This window comes from Arthrobacter sp. FW306-07-I, assembly GCF_021800405.1.
GTDB lineage: Bacteria > Actinomycetota > Actinomycetes > Actinomycetales > Micrococcaceae > Arthrobacter.
In genome coordinates this window covers 91,400-105,768 of the sequence record NZ_CP084550.1, presented here as the reverse complement: position 1 = coordinate 105,768, position 14,369 = coordinate 91,400, and the positions used below count along the sequence as shown (strand labels likewise).

Genomic DNA, 14,369 nt, shown 5'->3' with positions numbered 1-14,369 from the left:
TCAGTTCGCAGGGGCGGTAAGTATCAGCTTGTTGATGCGGCGTTGCCACGCCTCGTCGGCCCACAGGGGATGGTGGGGAGCCGCGTTGGAGCAGGGCACCATACCCCATACGCCATGGTCCAGGGCTGTGCGGATGCCGTGCTCGGCCAGGTCCCGCCCCACCGGCCCCTCCTCGAACGTGCCCAGGAGCGGGGTGTACCCGATCCAGCCCTCACCCACCAGGGCGGGCACGTTTTTCCACCGCGCCCAGGCGGCGATGGCGATGACGCGGGACTCGATCTCGCGCCGCATCACCTCCCGGTAGGGACCGTAGTTGTTGTACAGCCAGGTGTCCCACGCGTCCGGGTCGATCCAGTCGTAGCCGTAAAACATCTGGTCGGTCACCACGGTGGCGCGGTATTTCCAGGCGGCGAGGCGGCCGTAGTCCGGAAAAGGACGTGCGTCGGCCCGCAGCAGCGCACGCAGTGCCGGGTTGGGGAAGCCGTCGGTCCCCTCGGACCGAATGTCGATCTGCTGCTGCAGCGCGTCCAGCACGCCATAGCTGTAGACATGGAATTGCGCTGCACCCAGGCCGTCGGGCACCGTGTGCATGGCCAGGTGCGGGGGTTTTCCGTAGCTGGCCGTCACCAGCAGGTCGGGATGCAGCCGGCGCAGGCGCTGTACCTGCTCGCTGCCGCCGTCGGCCAGGGCCGGCAGGATGGAAAAGTCCACCTCGTTGTGCAGTTCCACGAGGGCGATGCTGTCCCGGTGCCCGGCGTCGGCGACCGCCCGGATCAACCGGTCCCAGGCGTCGGCCAGGACCCCGTACCGGTCCGCCAGCGGGACGGCATCGATGGCTTCGAACCACTGCGGCGACGCGGCGAACACCGGCGACTGCTGGTACTCCCAGCTGGCCAGGACCACCACCAGGCCGTGCCGTTGGGCGGCGTCGAACAGGTCCAGCAGCCGCTGCCGCAGGTTCAGCCGGTAACCGCCCGGGGCGTCATACCAGCGCGTCCCGCGGCCGTAGATACCGCCGTCGGGCGCCGTGCCCAGTCCCTCGATCTCCAGATCCTCCGCCAGCGCGTCCAGGCCCAGGCCTCCGAAGAGCAGCAACGGCGCGGCGCAGATGCGGATGGCGTTGTACCCGAGCTCCGCTGCCTTGGCACACGCCTTGTCCAGGTCCGCGTACGGCCCGCCGTCCTCGGCGCGGGTGTACCAGGAGAAGTCCCAGAGCGAGATGGCCATGCGGGAGGGAAGGTGCGCCGGCGGCGCGCCGGTCAGGCTGCGCGTGTCACCTTCCAGGCTCCCGGACCCGAGGTATCGCGGTTCTTCAGTCACCGGGAGACCTCTTCCTTCATTTGCAGGGGCCCGGACAGCCGGCCGCGCCTGGCCAGTTCCCGAAGCGAGGCCGCCGCAGCGCCACGCGACGCAGCGGTATCAGTGGCGAACAGCAAAAGCTCCGGCAGCGAGGTGGCGAAATAGTCGGGTTGCGCGGGCGCCGCCTCCAGTTCGGCTGCCCGGATTTCCAGGCTGTCCCAGATCCGGTCCGCTTCCTGGCGCCTCCCCAGACGGATGAAAGCCACACCCCTCCAGTAGTCGGCTGGCCCGGCCGGACCCCGATCCACGGCCAACGCATTCCCCCCGCCGCAGGCTGCAGCCCAGGCCTCCCTCGCAGCCACGCCGCCACCCGACCGTTCCAGCGCATCGCCCAGCGCCACGAGCCGTTCAGCCATGCTGTCCCCCGGATGCCGCCCCTCGCCCAGGTTCGCCGGCGCTGCGATGCCCTCGCGCAGCAGGGTGATTGCCGCCGTCGGCTCCTGCTCCATTAACGTCCGCGCCTGCTGGACCGCGGCCCGGTCGTAGGCGGCGAGCGCCAGCCCCTCGCCGCCTTCAAAGGGCTGGAAGGTGCGCGAGGCCAGGAGTGCCAGGGCGTCCTGGGCGCGTCCGACGTCGGTCAACAGGTTGGCGTAGAGGACGGCGAGATCATCACGGGCCAGGACGGCGGGCCCCTGCTGTTCGATGTCCGCGATACGCTGCTCGGCAGGCAGGCCGCGCAGCCCCGACAGCACGGCCCGTTCAAAGACAAGCCGGGCGTCCCCCGGACTGAGGTTTAAAGCCCGCGCAAGGCAGCTGTCGGCAGTGGCGGGGTCGCCGCCGGTGTTGGTCACAGCCAGGGCGCTGTTCCGCCACACCACAGGGTCTGTGCTGCCGTGTGCCATGGCCTGCTCCAGGTGGCCCAGAGCGTCGGCGGTCCGCCCGCTGTCCAGCAGCCAGCAGCCCAGGAGTCCGTGGGCCACGTGGTCGCGCGGGTCGGCTTCGAGGGCGCGGAGCAGCGCGTCATAGTCATCCAGGCCGTAGGGGAAGGCGTAGCACGAGTCCGCGCACCGGGCCTTCGTGCGCTCGGCAGCCGCGGCCCGGGAATCCTGGAGTTCCTCCAACCAACAGGCACGCAGATAGTGGCGGAGCGGACCGGGGTTGCCGAACGCCGGGTAGTCCGCGGCTTCGGCTTCGGCTTCGGTCAGGTCCAGGGCACGCTGCCACTGCCCCGCCCGGGCCAGCCAGCAGGCCACAGTCAGCCCGGTCTTCGGATCCGCCACGTCCAGGGCCCCGCGAGCGCCAGGGCCACGGGATCCAGCGGGTCGGCGGCCGCGATGTCCTGCAGCAACTGCCCACTCTCCGTCCTGCACCCCAGCTGTTCCAGCGCCAGGTACCGGAGGTGCCGTGCTTCGGGGCTGGTGGTTTCCAGGGACGATGCGGCGTCAGCGTGCTGCAGGGCCCGGGCTGGGTCTTCGTCGCGCAGGGCCAGCCGGGCCAGCGCAAGCTGCGCCGGATGTGCCCATGCCCTGTCCCAGGCAGCCTTCCCAAACCGTTCCCGGGCTTCGTCCATGAGGCCAAGGCGTTCCAGGACGAGGCCCAGCCGGTAGCTGGCCTCCCCGCTGGGCGGGTTAAGGTTCCGCCGGGTCAGTCGTGCCAGCGCATTCGCCAGCAGGTCCCGCGCCTGGCCGTAGCGGCCTTCCCGGTACCTGGCTGCGCTCAAGGCGATGGATGCGCGGGAGTCCAACGGATCCCGGCGGATCATCTCCTCGAAGTAGGGCAACGGCGACCGTGTGGGGTGCCGGTTTTGCGCCAGGTGGGTTGCGGTGACAAACAGCTCGTCCTGGCTTTCCATGTCCCGCGGCTGCGCGGGTTCGGTGGCCACCCAGGGCCCGGCCGCATTATCGACGGGCTCCCGGGGCGTCCAGGTAATGAGTTCGCGCCCGGCATCGAGGACCTGGAGCGTCAAGTCCGTTGCCCTGGCCGGCGAGGGCAGGTCAAAGGTGGCGGTAAACGGATGCGCTGGCGAGAGAAGGACAGTCCAGCTCCGGACCGTTTCGCCGGAGCACTTCAGGACAACGGCCGCATGTTCCCTGCGGGTGGTGCCGGAGACGCCAACGGTGGCGGTCCTGCCGGAACCGTCCAGGGAAAGCGCGACGGCGGCGTCCAGGTTCGCCTGGTGCGCCGGCCCCATCTGCCGGATGGGGTACCAGTGCTGGCTGAAGGTGCGCGTCTCGCCCGGGGCGAGGTAGCTGAAGTCCGGCTGGTTATCCGTGAAGACGCCGGCCATCAGCTCAACGTACGGGCCGTCGTCGTCCGTTAAATGCCCGTCCCATGTCTGGCCCACCGGACCGTTGCCCCACGTCCACTGCTTCTTGCCGGGCGCGATGCTGCGGTCCGCCCAATGGACGAACCCGGCATCCGCCTGGTGGTCGTAACCGCCGAAGAAGCTGTCCGCCGTGTCCGTAATCATGTAGGAGGTGGGGACGGGGATGTTGGCGTAGAAGTCGAGCCGGTCCGCGTCCGGCCGGCCCTCGGCAGGGCTGCTTACGGCGGCCCGGGCGGGATAGTCCACGCCGTAATAGGGCCGGTCAGCGCGCGGAAAAGCGGTGATAGCCCGGCGGGCGTGGTCCGCCACGTACCGGACGTCGGTGGGAAAGAAAGACTGGTAGCCGTCATGCGCCCGCGCGGCCACGTTGGCCCACCAGAGGAAGGTCTGCGGCTCATCGGTCCGGTTATGCAGCCGCGCATCGACCTCGATGAGTGAACTGCCGGGCCGGAGCCGGACGCCGTGGGTGCCCCGCATCCGCTGCAGCGGGTCCAGGTCGCTGTGCCAGACGGTCACGTCACCGTTGCCGGCGCGCTCAACGGCCGTTTCCACCGGCAGGAACGTGGCGGGCCGGTGGTGCTGCGGCCAGTTGAACTCCACCCCGCCGGAGATCCACGGCCCGGCCAGGCCCACCAGCCCGGGCTTGATCACGTTGTTCCGGTAAAAGAAGTCGTAGCCGGTGGTCTTGTCGTAGCCGACGTGGATGCGGCCCCCGATCTCCGGGAGCAGCATCAGGCGGACGTACTCATTCTCCAGGTGGATGGCCTGCCACAGCCTGGGCTGTTTCACCGCCTCGATGCTGTCGATGAACGGCATCGGATATACCTTGCCGCTGGATCCCTGGTAGACGCGCCGGTCCAGGAACAGCGGATATCTGTCCGGCTTACCGGGTGCGTAAGTGTCGATCCATACCGGCTCGCTCCAGCAGGCCACGCCGCCTGCCGCCAGGAGGTCCTGCTGGCCAGCGGGGGCGTCGGGCAGGAGGATCATGCTGGGGTTTTGGGGGTCGCTGGTCACCCCTCAAGGCTATGGAGCCCTGGAACCGGTTCCCATGGCAAAAACGATCAGCTATATGGACGATCGTGTACCACGCGGGAGTGGACGCCGGCGATTCCCGCGGCGCCTGTCCGCCGGATTGCTACAGAGCCAGGCGCGGCCCGTCCGCCACTACCGGCGCCGAGGACACCACAGGCAGGGCGTCGGTGAGGGCCTCGACAATGGCCATCTGGCCTGTGGAGTCCGGAACGCCCGGGTACTGGACATGGGCAGCTTCCGCAGGCTCGGCGGCCGCCTCCTCCGAGCGCATCCGGACCAGCGCCACCGCGGAGATGAGGAACCACGCAACGTTAGTGACCACGGACGGCCAGGCGCTGTGCAGGGTGCCGTTGATGATGAAAGCCACGGAACCGAAGAGGTTCGCTGTCTGGAAGCCCTTCCCTGCCTTCAGCCAGCCCATGGAAACGGCGAGGTACGCACTGAGAATCGCAACCGCGCCTGCCCAGCCGGCGATTTCCCACAGCAGATTCATGGCGTCCTTTCAAGGGTCCCGAGCAGTATTCGGGCAGGGTTTAGGAGGGGGTGAAACAGGGTTGGTTTGCCGGTGCCGGGTTTCTCGAGCCCTGTTCGGGCGAGGACCTCATGCTGGTCAGCGGGATAATCATACCCTCCGCCGCAGGGTCAAAATGTCCACCGGAACCCCGCTGTCCGGACTCTGGACAACCCCTCCCGGACGTAGCACGATCGGAGCTGTGACCAGCACACCCGCCAATGATCCGTACCTGCGCGAACTCTTCCAGCTGAGGCGCGTCAAGGACCGGATGGACCGCGAGTACGCCCAGCCGCTCGACGTCGAATCGCTCGCCAAGGACGTCCACATGTCCGCAGGCCATTTCAGCCGCCGCTTCAAGCTCGCCTACGGCGAATCGCCCTACAGCTACCTCATGACGCGCCGAATCGAACGGGCCATGGCACTGCTGCGCAAAGGTGACCTCAGCGTCACGGAGGTGTGCTTCGCCGTCGGCTGTTCCTCCTTGGGGACTTTCAGCACCCGCTTCAGCGAACTGGTGGGAATGCCCCCGAGCGTATATAAGCAAGAAGCGGGAGGATCGACGGCGGGGATCCCCGCGTGCGTGGCGAAACAGGTCACCAGACCGGTCAGGAATCGAGAAGCGCCCACCCCCGAGCCGTTACTAGCATGACTGCCATGGACATCAACATTTCCTCAACCTTCCTTCCCGCAACCGATCCCGATGCTTCGCTGGCGTTCTACCGCGACGCTTTGGGCTTCGAAATCCGCAACGACGTGGGCCGCGGCACCATGCGCTGGATTACCGTTGGCCCCGCAGGGCAGAAGGACGTTTCCATCGTCCTGCACCCGCCTGCGGTAGACCCTGGAATCACCGAGGATGAGCGCCGTACCATCACCGAAATGATGGCCAAGGGCACCTACGCCACCATCGTGCTCTCCGCCCCCGACGTGGACGCCGCCTTCGCCAAGGTGGAGGCGACCGGGGCCGACGTTGTCCAGGAACCCATCGACCAGCCGTACGGCATCCGCGACTGCGCCTTCCGCGACCCCGCCGGGAACACCGTCCGCATCAACCAGCAGCCTTAGGCATATAAACAGCCACGTATATAAGGGACGACGCGGGTCGGAGACTCACAGTGCAGCCTCCGTCCCGTGCCGCTCCACGAGAAGGGGGACACCTTGAGCACGGACGCCGACATGGAGACCAGGCAGGCGCTGCACATCGCCGACAGCCACGACCGGATCCGGGTGCAGGGCGCCCGGGAAAACAACCTGAAGGACATCAGCCTGGAGCTGCCGAAGCGCCGCCTGACCGCCTTCACCGGCGTGTCCGGCTCCGGCAAGAGCTCGCTCGTGTTCGCTACCATCGCCGCGGAGTCGCAGCGGATGATCAACGAGACCTACAGCGCGTTCGTGCAGGGCTTCATGCCCAACCTTGCCCGGCCGGATGTGGACCGGTTGGAGGGGCTGACCACCGCCATCATTGTGGACCAGGAGCGGATGGGCGCCAACCCGCGCTCCACCGTGGGCACCGCCACCGACGCGAACGCCATGCTGCGGATCCTGTTCAGCCGCCTGGGTAAACCGTATGTCGGGCCGCCCACCGCCTTCTCCTTCAACGTGCCCACCCGCAAGGCCAGCGGCATCATGAGCACCGAAAAGGGCGGCCGGGTGGAAAAGAACGTGGTGCGCCAGGTGACCTACCTCGGCGGCATGTGTCCTCGCTGCGAGGGCATGGGGAACATCAGCGACATCGACCGGACTGCGCTGTACGACGATTCCAAGTCCCTGAATGAGGGCGCGCTCACCGTCCCCGGCTACTCGATGGACGGCTGGTACGGACGCCTGTTCGGGGGCATGGGCCTGCCCATGGACAAACCGATCGCCAAGTTTACGGCGAAGCAGCTGGACACAATGCTGTACGCCGAACCCACCAAGATCAAGGTGGAAGGCGTCAACCTCACGTTCGAGGGCATCATCCCCAAGATCCAGAAGTCCATGCTGTCCAAGGACGTGGAGGCCATGCAGCCGCACGTGAAACGCTTCGTGGAGCGGGCGGTCACCTTCGCCACCTGCCCGGACTGCGGCGGAACCCGGCTCACCCCGGAAGTGCTCAATTCGAAGATCAATGGCAGGAACATCGCGGACCTGTGCACCATGCAGATCAGCGACTTGGCGCAATGGATCCGTGACCTGGACGAACCCTCGGTCCGGCCGCTGCTGGCCGGGCTGCGGGACCTGCTGGATTCCTTCGCCGAGATCGGCCTGGGCTACCTGTCCCTGGACCGCCCGGCGGGCACCCTTTCCGGCGGCGAGGCGCAGCGGACCAAGATGATCCGCCACCTGGGCTCCTCGCTCACCGATGTCACCTATGTCTTCGATGAGCCCAGCATCGGGCTGCATCCGCACGACATCGAGCGGATGAACACGCTCCTGCTGCAGTTGCGGGACAAAGGCAACACCGTGCTGGTGGTGGAGCACAAACCGGAGATGATCGCCATCGCCGATCACGTCGTCGACCTCGGCCCCAAAGCCGGCACGGGCGGCGGCGAGATTGTCTATGAAGGCGACGTGGACGGGCTCCGTTCCAGTGGGACCATCACCGGCCGGCACCTGGACGACCGCGCCCGACTCAAGGAATCCGTCCGGAAGGCAACCAGCGCGCTTGAAGTCCGGGGCGCCTCCACGAACAACCTGCAGAATGTGGACGTCGACGTCCCTCTCGGCGTGCTGTGCGTGGTGACGGGCGTGGCCGGCTCGGGGAAGAGCTCGCTGATCCATGGCTCGCTGGCCAAGCGGGAGGGCGTGGTGGTCATCGACCAGGGCGCCATCAAGGGGTCCCGCCGCAGCAACCCGGCCACCTACACCGGCCTGCTGGAGCCCATCCGCAAGGCCTTCGCCAAGGCCAACGGGGTGAAACCGGCGCTGTTCAGCTCCAACTCCGAGGGCGCCTGCCCCACCTGCAATGGCGCCGGGGTGATCTTCACCGAGCTCGGCGTCATGGCCACCGTGGAGTCCACCTGCGAGGACTGCGAGGGCCGCCGCTTCCAGCCCGCCGTCCTCGAATACACGTTGGGCGGGCAGAACATCGCCGACGTTCTGGACATGTCAGTGGACGCGGCGCTGGCGTATTTTGCCGGGGGTGAGGCGAAGACGCCCGCCGCGCACAAGGTCCTTGAGCGGCTGGCGGACGTCGGCCTCGGCTACATCACCCTGGGCCAGCCGCTCACCACGCTGTCCGGCGGCGAGCGCCAGCGGCTCAAACTGGCCACGCAAATGGCGGAGACCGGGGACGTGTACATCCTGGACGAGCCCACCGTGGGCCTGCACCTGGCGGACGTCCAACAGCTGCTGGGCCTGCTGGACCGGCTCGTGGATGCAGGGAAGTCGGTGATCGTGATCGAGCACCACCAGGCGGTGATGGCCCACGCGGACTGGGTCATCGACATCGGCCCGGGAGCAGGGCACGACGGCGGCAGGATCGTTTTCGAGGGAACGCCGGCTGAGCTGGTGGCCGGGCGGGCAACGCTCACCGGGCGGCACCTGGCAACGTATGTGGGGGCCTAAAGCCGCCCCAGGAAGGCGACGGTGGCGGCGGCGATCTGCTGCTGGGCGGCCTGGCGGCTGACGCCGGGTTCGCCGTCGCCCGGCTGGTTGCCGTAGTCGCCAAAGAACGCGTGCACTCCGCCCCTGACAGCCGCAAATTCCGTGTCGGCGGGCAGCAGTTGGCGGGAGGCGTCGATTTTTGCCGGGGTGCTTAGTCCGTCGCTACTGCCGGAGACGGACAGGATGGACAATCCGGTCCTTCCCCGCAGCGACTCCACAGGGTAGGAGGCGTACAGGACCAGGCCCTTGATGTCGGCGTTGTGGAGGGCGAACGAGGATGCAGAGACACCGCCGAGCGAGTGGCCGCCCACGGCCCAGGTGGTGATGTCCGGGTTGTCCCCGATGGCGCCGCGGGCCTGGTTGCCGTCCAGCAGGCTGAGCCCCAGCGGTTCCTTCAGGATGACCACCCGGTACCCGGCGCCTACCACCGGCGCAAGAATGTCCTGGTAGGCCCGGGCATCCACGCGCGCGCCGGGGTAGAAGACCAGGCCCTTGGCAGTGGCGCTCCCCTCGGGTGACATGGTGACGGCGGCGTTCGTTTCGGTGACGCTGAAGTCCGACGTCGGGCCCGCCTCCGCCGTCGCTCCCGGCTGGTAGGCAAAGGGGTTGAGCCAGGCAAGCCCGGCAGCGAACTCCAGAACGGCCAACCGGCCCAACCATGCGCCAACAATCCTGGGTAGGGAGCGGGGCCGGGGAACATCCCGGCGCAGCCACAGCAGGACCGCCCAAGCCACGCCCGCGGCGCCGGCCGCCAGCAGGATTCCCGGCAGCAGCGGATGACCGGCCAGGACGGCGGGGTTCCCGGCCAGCATCCACACGGCAACCCCCGAGAGGGCCGCGGCGCAGACCACTGATACCCAGAAAATGACCGTCCGCCGTCTGGGCGGCGCAACGGCGGCCGGGGAGGATGAGGTGTCCATGGTTCCTGATCCTGCCACCGAAGCGCGGGATTTCAATGCCGGCCTGCCCTACGCTGGTTTTACCAGGGCCCCGCGGCCGCAGGGTTCCCTGGCCGAGCTTGCGAGGTGAGGGAACGGTTGGGGACCTACCGGTACGACGTCGAGATCCTGCATCTGCTGGTGTCCCCCGCGCATGCCTATTTCGGCCGCGCCCGGGACGGTGCCGCCGACGTTCCCACCACTGATGCAGACCAGGCGGAGGTGGTGGCCGGCAAGGGCATCGTGGGTGACCGGTTCTTTGGCAAGGCCGCGCACATGGACGCGGCGGTGACCCTGTTCGCCGTCGAATCCCTCGAAGCCATCGCCGCCGAGCTGGGCGCCCGGCCGTTCGATCCCCTGCTGACCCGCCGGAACGTGGTGCTCCGCGGAGCCCAGTTGGCGCCCCTGCTGGGGCAGGACTTCACGCTGGAATCCGGCGGGTCTGCGGTGTCCATGCACGTCGGCCGGCACGCCCAGCCTTGTGCGTGGATGAACGAGATGCTGGCGCCCGGCGCGCATCCGGCCATGCGGGGCCGCGGGGGCATCCGCTGCCGGGCCGTCTCCAGCGGCTTCCTGCACCGGGGCCCTGCGGTGCTGGTCAGTCCGGTACCGCTGCACCCGGACCGGGCCGGCGAAGCGACCCTGCTGCGGCCATCCCGCCTGCCGTAGATCCGGGCGCCCCGCGGCGGGGGACCTGCATCCTGTCGGTCCTGAAGCTCCACGGCAGTCCGGCGGACCGGCTTGAGGAACTCACCGGCGAGCCCCACACCTTGCGCCGCAAGCCTGGGATTACAGATTAGTTGAGCGAATAACTGATTTAGGAATCTTATTTACAACTTTGTCATACCGGGATAGGTTCATCCCCAGCGTACCACATCAGGTCCGCTTCACCCGAACCTACCGAGGACAGCTATGACATCACCCAGGACTCTGGCCACAAGCCTCATGAGCCTCACAACAGCAGCACTGTTCGCCCTTTGCTCAGCGGGTCAGGCAACGGCGGCGCCCGCATCGCCGGACACCAAGGACGTTGCCGGCGTCAGCAGCTTGGCCCTCGCCGACACAACCGGCGCCGACTACTGGACGCCCGAACGCATGCGCTCGGCCATCCCGGCGGACGTTCTGGCGAAAAAGGCTGTGGACCGGCAACAGTCCAGCCCGGCCGTCCTCCCGGAGCAGGCTAAGGTCCCGGAGACCAAGATCCAGGGCTCGGCACCCCAGATCCAGACCAAGGCCAACGCCAGCGAAAGCCCCGTGTCCCACATCGGCAAGGTGTTCTTCACCCTCGGCGGCACGAACTATGTCTGCTCGGCAAACTCGGTGGCATCGGCCAACCGGAACACCGTGTCCACCGCCGGCCACTGCCTCAATGAAGGACCCGGAGCCTTTGCCACCAAATTCACGTTTGTTCCTGCATACCTGAATGGCTCCGCACCCTACGGAAAGTGGACTGCCAAGGCGCTTTACGCCCCCACCCAGTGGAGCTCGTCCGGCAGCATGGAGTATGACACGGGCTTTGCCGTAGTAAGCCAGCTCAACGGCCGCAACCTCGCCGACGTCGTCGGGGCCTCCGGGGTGAGCTTCAACGCCGCCCGCGGCCTCGTCTACAAGGCATTCGGCTATCCGGCAGCCTCACCGTTCAACGGCGAATCCCTGAAAAGCTGCTCCGGCACCGCCACCAACGATCCCTACAACCCCCAGTTCAACAGCCAGGGAATTCCCTGCAACATGACGGGCGGTTCCTCTGGCGGGCCGTGGTTCATCGGCACCAGCTCCAGCGGCTACCAGAACTCGGTCAACAGCTACGGCTACGGCAGCAACTCCACCAAGATGTACGGCCCGTATTGGGGTTCAGTGATCCAGCAGGCGTATAACGCGGCGTCCTCAGCCGCTTAAGGCGGACGACGGCGGTGCCCGGCATCTTCCGCTGATCCAAGCCAGCTTCACAATGAACGCAGAAAGGTCCGGTCGGTGACTCACACCGGCCGGACCTTTCTGTGGCGTCACGGAGGGCACTCCCTAGTGGTCGGGGTCAGGTGATGGCTGTGGCGTTGGCCGGGGAACCGGTAGCCCCGGTGATGTTCAGGGGCTTGATGCTGATGAAGGCATCCCAGCGGCCGGTGGTCCTCATGTGCCGGGCCAGGGGCATGAGTTTCCAGAGTTCGCCCAAGGGCAGGCCGAGTTTGGCCAGGAGTTGCTGGTGCATCATGCCGTGGTCGTTGGTGGCCGAAGACCGGTACGGGCTGTCAGGAACCGCTGGCAGGCATTCGAACGCGAAGTTGTCCGCGGCGACAAGAGCGAACTGGCTGTCCCACGCCCAGGCCACGAACTCCTCCGACTGTGCCACACCGGACGCCTTGCGGCTCTCGCGGATGCGTTGCTTCTCCTCCGGACCAAGCGCAAGGAACCATTCGCACCAGCCGGTGTGGAGCATGAGGATGTCGCCGGGACGGGTGGTGATGGATTGCGCCGCCATGGCTGCCTGGACCAGGCCCAGGGTGAGAGGTTCCCCGGCAGCGTGGTCGATCGGCTCTCCCGCAGCGTTCCGGTACCCCTCCACGTCGACGAGCACGGCCCGGCCGGTGATCGGGTGTTCCGCCCATTCCTGGATGCCGAGGTCCGGGGTGCCTTCAGTGATCCGGTCATCCGCGGTGCCGTTATAGAAGCCCACGTCGTCTGCCCGCCGGTGCCGAAGCCCGTCAACCTGGCTCGATCCCTGCAGATAGTACCCGTCAAGGTAGTCGTCCCGGTGGGCCGGATGGGAGGAATAGATGGTGTGCCGGGGCGCCCCGCGCTTTAGCGACATGCCGGGATCGAAGGCATCAGCCGGATAGTCCAGGCCGAACACCGTCCCGGTCCGAATACTGTCCCTGGCCTCCAGGACAATGTCTGGCGTGATGAACGATGGCGTGCCGCGCTCCGGTTCGGGAAACAGTCCCCAGGATGTCCCTGACAACCCGCCTTCCCGCTGCAGGAGATCGGCGAAGCGCGGAAACTGTTTGTGCCCGGTCATCGGGTGGTTGCTTCCTGTTGCTGCGGCGACTGCTTTTGCGGGCGCTTGTAGCTGAGCAGGAACCCGGCCACCGCGCAGACGGACGCCGCAATGCAGATCGGGGGCTTGATGAAGTTATTGAAGAAATCGAGCCATCCGCCCTGGCCGGCCACCAGCCCGGCGGCCTGCCCTGCCACAAACAGAACGCCGCCGATGAGGAGCGCTCCGAGGGTGATGACGAAGACGGTTTCGGTGACTCTTCGAGATGTGTCCATGGTGGTTCCTTAGATCGGCAGGACGCCGAGGATGATCAACACGCCGATGACCAGCAGGGGCAGGGCGTAGTGGGTGAGCAGGCGCGCGAAGGTCTTGATGGGGTTGACGTCCGCTATGCCACAGGCAACATAGAGCGGGGCGCCGCCGGGCGGGACCGCCGCTTCGCAGGAGGAGAAAACCAGGACGGCGACGGCGGCCGTGGTGGCCGGAACACCGGCCGCGACGAGGGCTGCGACGCCAACCGTCCCGACGGCGGCCATGGTGGCCGTGGCGGACAGCGGGGCCGCGACGGCGATGACGATCAGGCCGATCAGGATGGCGAGCAGCCAGAGGGGGAGGTTCATGCCGTTCAGGAGTGCCGTCATCTGCTTGGGAAGGCCGGTGGCGGCGAGCGCATTGGCACCGGCGAAAGCGAAGACCACCGTCACGCCAACAATTCCGAAGCGCGGTGCAGAGCCTTGGAGCAGTTCGACCCAGGCGCGGCCGGTGCGTGGCAGTTGTTTCCGCCCCAGCAGGGCACCTGTGATGAGCAGGACCACAGGGATCCAGACGATCACGCTGACGGACTTGCTGACGTCACCACCGGTCCAGTCCGAGAGCGCCGACGTGAGGAATCCCGAGGTGATGACCAACGGGATGGCGACGACGACGAACAGCAGGAGGGTGGCCCAGCCCTGGCCGAAAGCGGCCCGGACGGACATCCGGTGGGCTGCATCAAGGGGTGCCATCCCGCTTTTGCGGATCAGCAGCCAAGTGACGATGAGCCGGTGCAGGAAGCACCACAGGCCGCCGAAAAGCAGTGGCAGGACCAGCGCGTTGATGTTCAGGAGGGGCCCCACCGTGGCTGAACCGACCAGGACGAACATGGAGGCGCTGAACGGGAAGGTAATGCCCATCCCCGCGTTGCCTGCCACAAGGGTGGCGGCCGCGGGCTTGTCCAGCCGGGACTTCTCCATCCAGGGGATAGTGACCGACCCCACGGTCGCGGCGATCGCAGCCTGGTTGTGGACCACGCCGCCCAGCCCCGCTGAAGCCACTGTCGAAACCCAGGCCGGCCCGCCCTTCACGCCACCAATCAGGGAGTTGAGCAGGTCGATCAACCTGTCCAGGACGCCGCCCTTGTCCAGCAGGTAGCCCATGAAAACGAAGGCCATGGTGGCGTAGACAATTTCGTCAGTGGCAGCCGAATAGAGTGCCGACCATCCAACTTGCGCCGCGGCTGCGCCGGTGAACGGGAGGACCACCAGGAATCCGAGGATCATCGCTTCCCCCACGCTCCGCTTGATCAAGGTGGTCCAGAGCAGGATGACGGCCAGATAGGCGCCGAGTGCCCAGATGCCGATCATGCTGCTGCTCCTGACGGCGGAATGCCGGTTGTTGTGGAAATCATGTGTTGCCTGTTCC

General features: G+C 67.1%; 13 protein-coding genes. 5 read left to right on the top strand and 8 right to left on the bottom strand.

Features of this window, described 5'->3' with window-relative positions:
* The 4 genes from LFT46_RS00520 to LFT46_RS00505 all read right to left on the bottom strand — a co-directional run bounded on the left by LFT46_RS00520 (position 1) and on the right by LFT46_RS00505 (position 5,153).
* Positions 1-1,320 (bottom strand): cellulase-like family protein, encoded by a 1,320-nt coding sequence (locus LFT46_RS00520; protein WP_236820920.1) that lies wholly within the window; start codon positions 1,318-1,320, stop codon positions 1-3.
* Positions 1,317-2,579, bottom strand: a complete 1,263-nt coding sequence (locus LFT46_RS00515) for a hypothetical protein (RefSeq protein ID WP_236820919.1) — start codon at positions 2,577-2,579, stop codon at positions 1,317-1,319. The genes LFT46_RS00520 and LFT46_RS00515 overlap by 4 nt, the downstream gene beginning before the upstream one ends.
* Positions 2,555-4,642 carry a DUF5107 domain-containing protein gene (locus LFT46_RS00510; RefSeq protein WP_236820918.1) on the bottom strand — a complete coding sequence of 696 codons (2,088 nt, stop codon included), beginning with the start codon at positions 4,640-4,642 and terminating at the stop codon, positions 2,555-2,557. Before LFT46_RS00510 ends, LFT46_RS00515 begins: the two co-directional genes overlap by 25 nt.
* 121 nt (positions 4,643-4,763) lie before the next feature.
* The gene (locus LFT46_RS00505) at positions 4,764-5,153 is read right to left on the bottom strand and encodes a CBU_0592 family membrane protein (RefSeq protein WP_236800475.1); all 390 of its coding nucleotides are present in this window, start codon (positions 5,151-5,153) and stop codon (positions 4,764-4,766) included.
* A gap of 220 nt (positions 5,154-5,373) precedes the next feature.
* On the opposite strand from LFT46_RS00505, the gene LFT46_RS00500 reads away from it, so the two are divergent.
* The 3 genes from LFT46_RS00500 (at position 5,374) to LFT46_RS00490 (ending at position 8,720) form a co-directional block, all read left to right on the top strand.
* Entirely contained in the window at positions 5,374-5,823 is a 450-nt protein-coding gene (locus tag LFT46_RS00500) for a helix-turn-helix transcriptional regulator (protein ID WP_236800474.1), read from the top strand.
* Entirely contained in the window at positions 5,820-6,239 is a 420-nt protein-coding gene (locus tag LFT46_RS00495) for a VOC family protein (protein WP_236800473.1), read from the top strand. The genes LFT46_RS00500 and LFT46_RS00495 overlap by 4 nt, the downstream gene beginning before the upstream one ends.
* A gap of 111 nt (positions 6,240-6,350) precedes the next feature.
* The gene (locus LFT46_RS00490; RefSeq protein WP_236802975.1) at positions 6,351-8,720 is read left to right on the top strand and encodes an ATP-binding cassette domain-containing protein; all 2,370 of its coding nucleotides are present in this window, start codon (positions 6,351-6,353) and stop codon (positions 8,718-8,720) included.
* Here the strand turns inward: LFT46_RS00490 and LFT46_RS00485 are convergent.
* Positions 8,717-9,679 carry an alpha/beta hydrolase gene (locus tag LFT46_RS00485; RefSeq protein WP_236800472.1) on the bottom strand — a complete coding sequence of 321 codons (963 nt, stop codon included), beginning with the start codon at positions 9,677-9,679 and terminating at the stop codon, positions 8,717-8,719. The genes LFT46_RS00490 and LFT46_RS00485 overlap by 4 nt on opposite strands.
* A 105-nt stretch (positions 9,680-9,784) precedes the next feature.
* Between LFT46_RS00485 and LFT46_RS00480 the strand changes: the two genes are divergently transcribed.
* Positions 9,785-10,366: an MOSC domain-containing protein gene (locus LFT46_RS00480; protein ID WP_236800471.1), complete on the top strand. Its 582-nt coding sequence runs from the start codon at positions 9,785-9,787 to the stop codon at positions 10,364-10,366.
* 243 nt (positions 10,367-10,609) lie between these two features.
* Positions 10,610-11,593, top strand: a complete 984-nt coding sequence (locus tag LFT46_RS00475) for a trypsin-like serine peptidase (RefSeq protein ID WP_236820917.1) — start codon at positions 10,610-10,612, stop codon at positions 11,591-11,593.
* A 136-nt stretch (positions 11,594-11,729) separates the two neighbouring features.
* Here the strand turns inward: LFT46_RS00475 and LFT46_RS00470 are convergent, their stop codons facing one another.
* From LFT46_RS00470 to LFT46_RS00460, 3 genes are read right to left on the bottom strand one after another with little or no spacing between them, the layout of a single operon-like run.
* Positions 11,730-12,710: a cyclase family protein gene (locus LFT46_RS00470; protein ID WP_236820916.1), complete on the bottom strand. Its 981-nt coding sequence runs from the start codon at positions 12,708-12,710 to the stop codon at positions 11,730-11,732.
* The gene (locus LFT46_RS00465) at positions 12,707-12,964 is read right to left on the bottom strand and encodes a hypothetical protein (protein ID WP_236820915.1); all 258 of its coding nucleotides are present in this window, start codon (positions 12,962-12,964) and stop codon (positions 12,707-12,709) included. Before LFT46_RS00465 ends, LFT46_RS00470 begins: the two co-directional genes overlap by 4 nt.
* A 9-nt stretch (positions 12,965-12,973) precedes the next feature.
* On the bottom strand, positions 12,974-14,311 hold the full coding sequence (locus tag LFT46_RS00460; protein WP_236820914.1) for a TRAP transporter large permease subunit: 1,338 nt from the start codon (positions 14,309-14,311) through the stop codon (positions 12,974-12,976).
* Positions 14,312-14,369: the final 58 nt, after the last annotated feature.

Coding starts and splice junctions, on each gene's coding strand:
- LFT46_RS00505 (WP_236800475.1), bottom strand. CDS start 5,153: ATGAATCTGCTGTGGGAAATCGCCGGCTGGGCAGGCGCGGTTGCGATT.
- LFT46_RS00495 (WP_236800473.1), top strand. CDS start 5,820: ATGACTGCCATGGACATCAACATTTCCTCAACCTTCCTTCCCGCAACC.
- LFT46_RS00490 (WP_236802975.1), top strand. CDS start 6,351: ATGGAGACCAGGCAGGCGCTGCACATCGCCGACAGCCACGACCGGATC.
- LFT46_RS00485 (WP_236800472.1), bottom strand. CDS start 9,679: ATGGACACCTCATCCTCCCCGGCCGCCGTTGCGCCGCCCAGACGGCGG.
- LFT46_RS00475 (WP_236820917.1), top strand. CDS start 10,610: ATGACATCACCCAGGACTCTGGCCACAAGCCTCATGAGCCTCACAACA.
- LFT46_RS00470 (WP_236820916.1), bottom strand. CDS start 12,710: ATGACCGGGCACAAACAGTTTCCGCGCTTCGCCGATCTCCTGCAGCGG.
- LFT46_RS00465 (WP_236820915.1), bottom strand. CDS start 12,964: ATGGACACATCTCGAAGAGTCACCGAAACCGTCTTCGTCATCACCCTC.
- LFT46_RS00460 (WP_236820914.1), bottom strand. CDS start 14,311: ATGATCGGCATCTGGGCACTCGGCGCCTATCTGGCCGTCATCCTGCTC.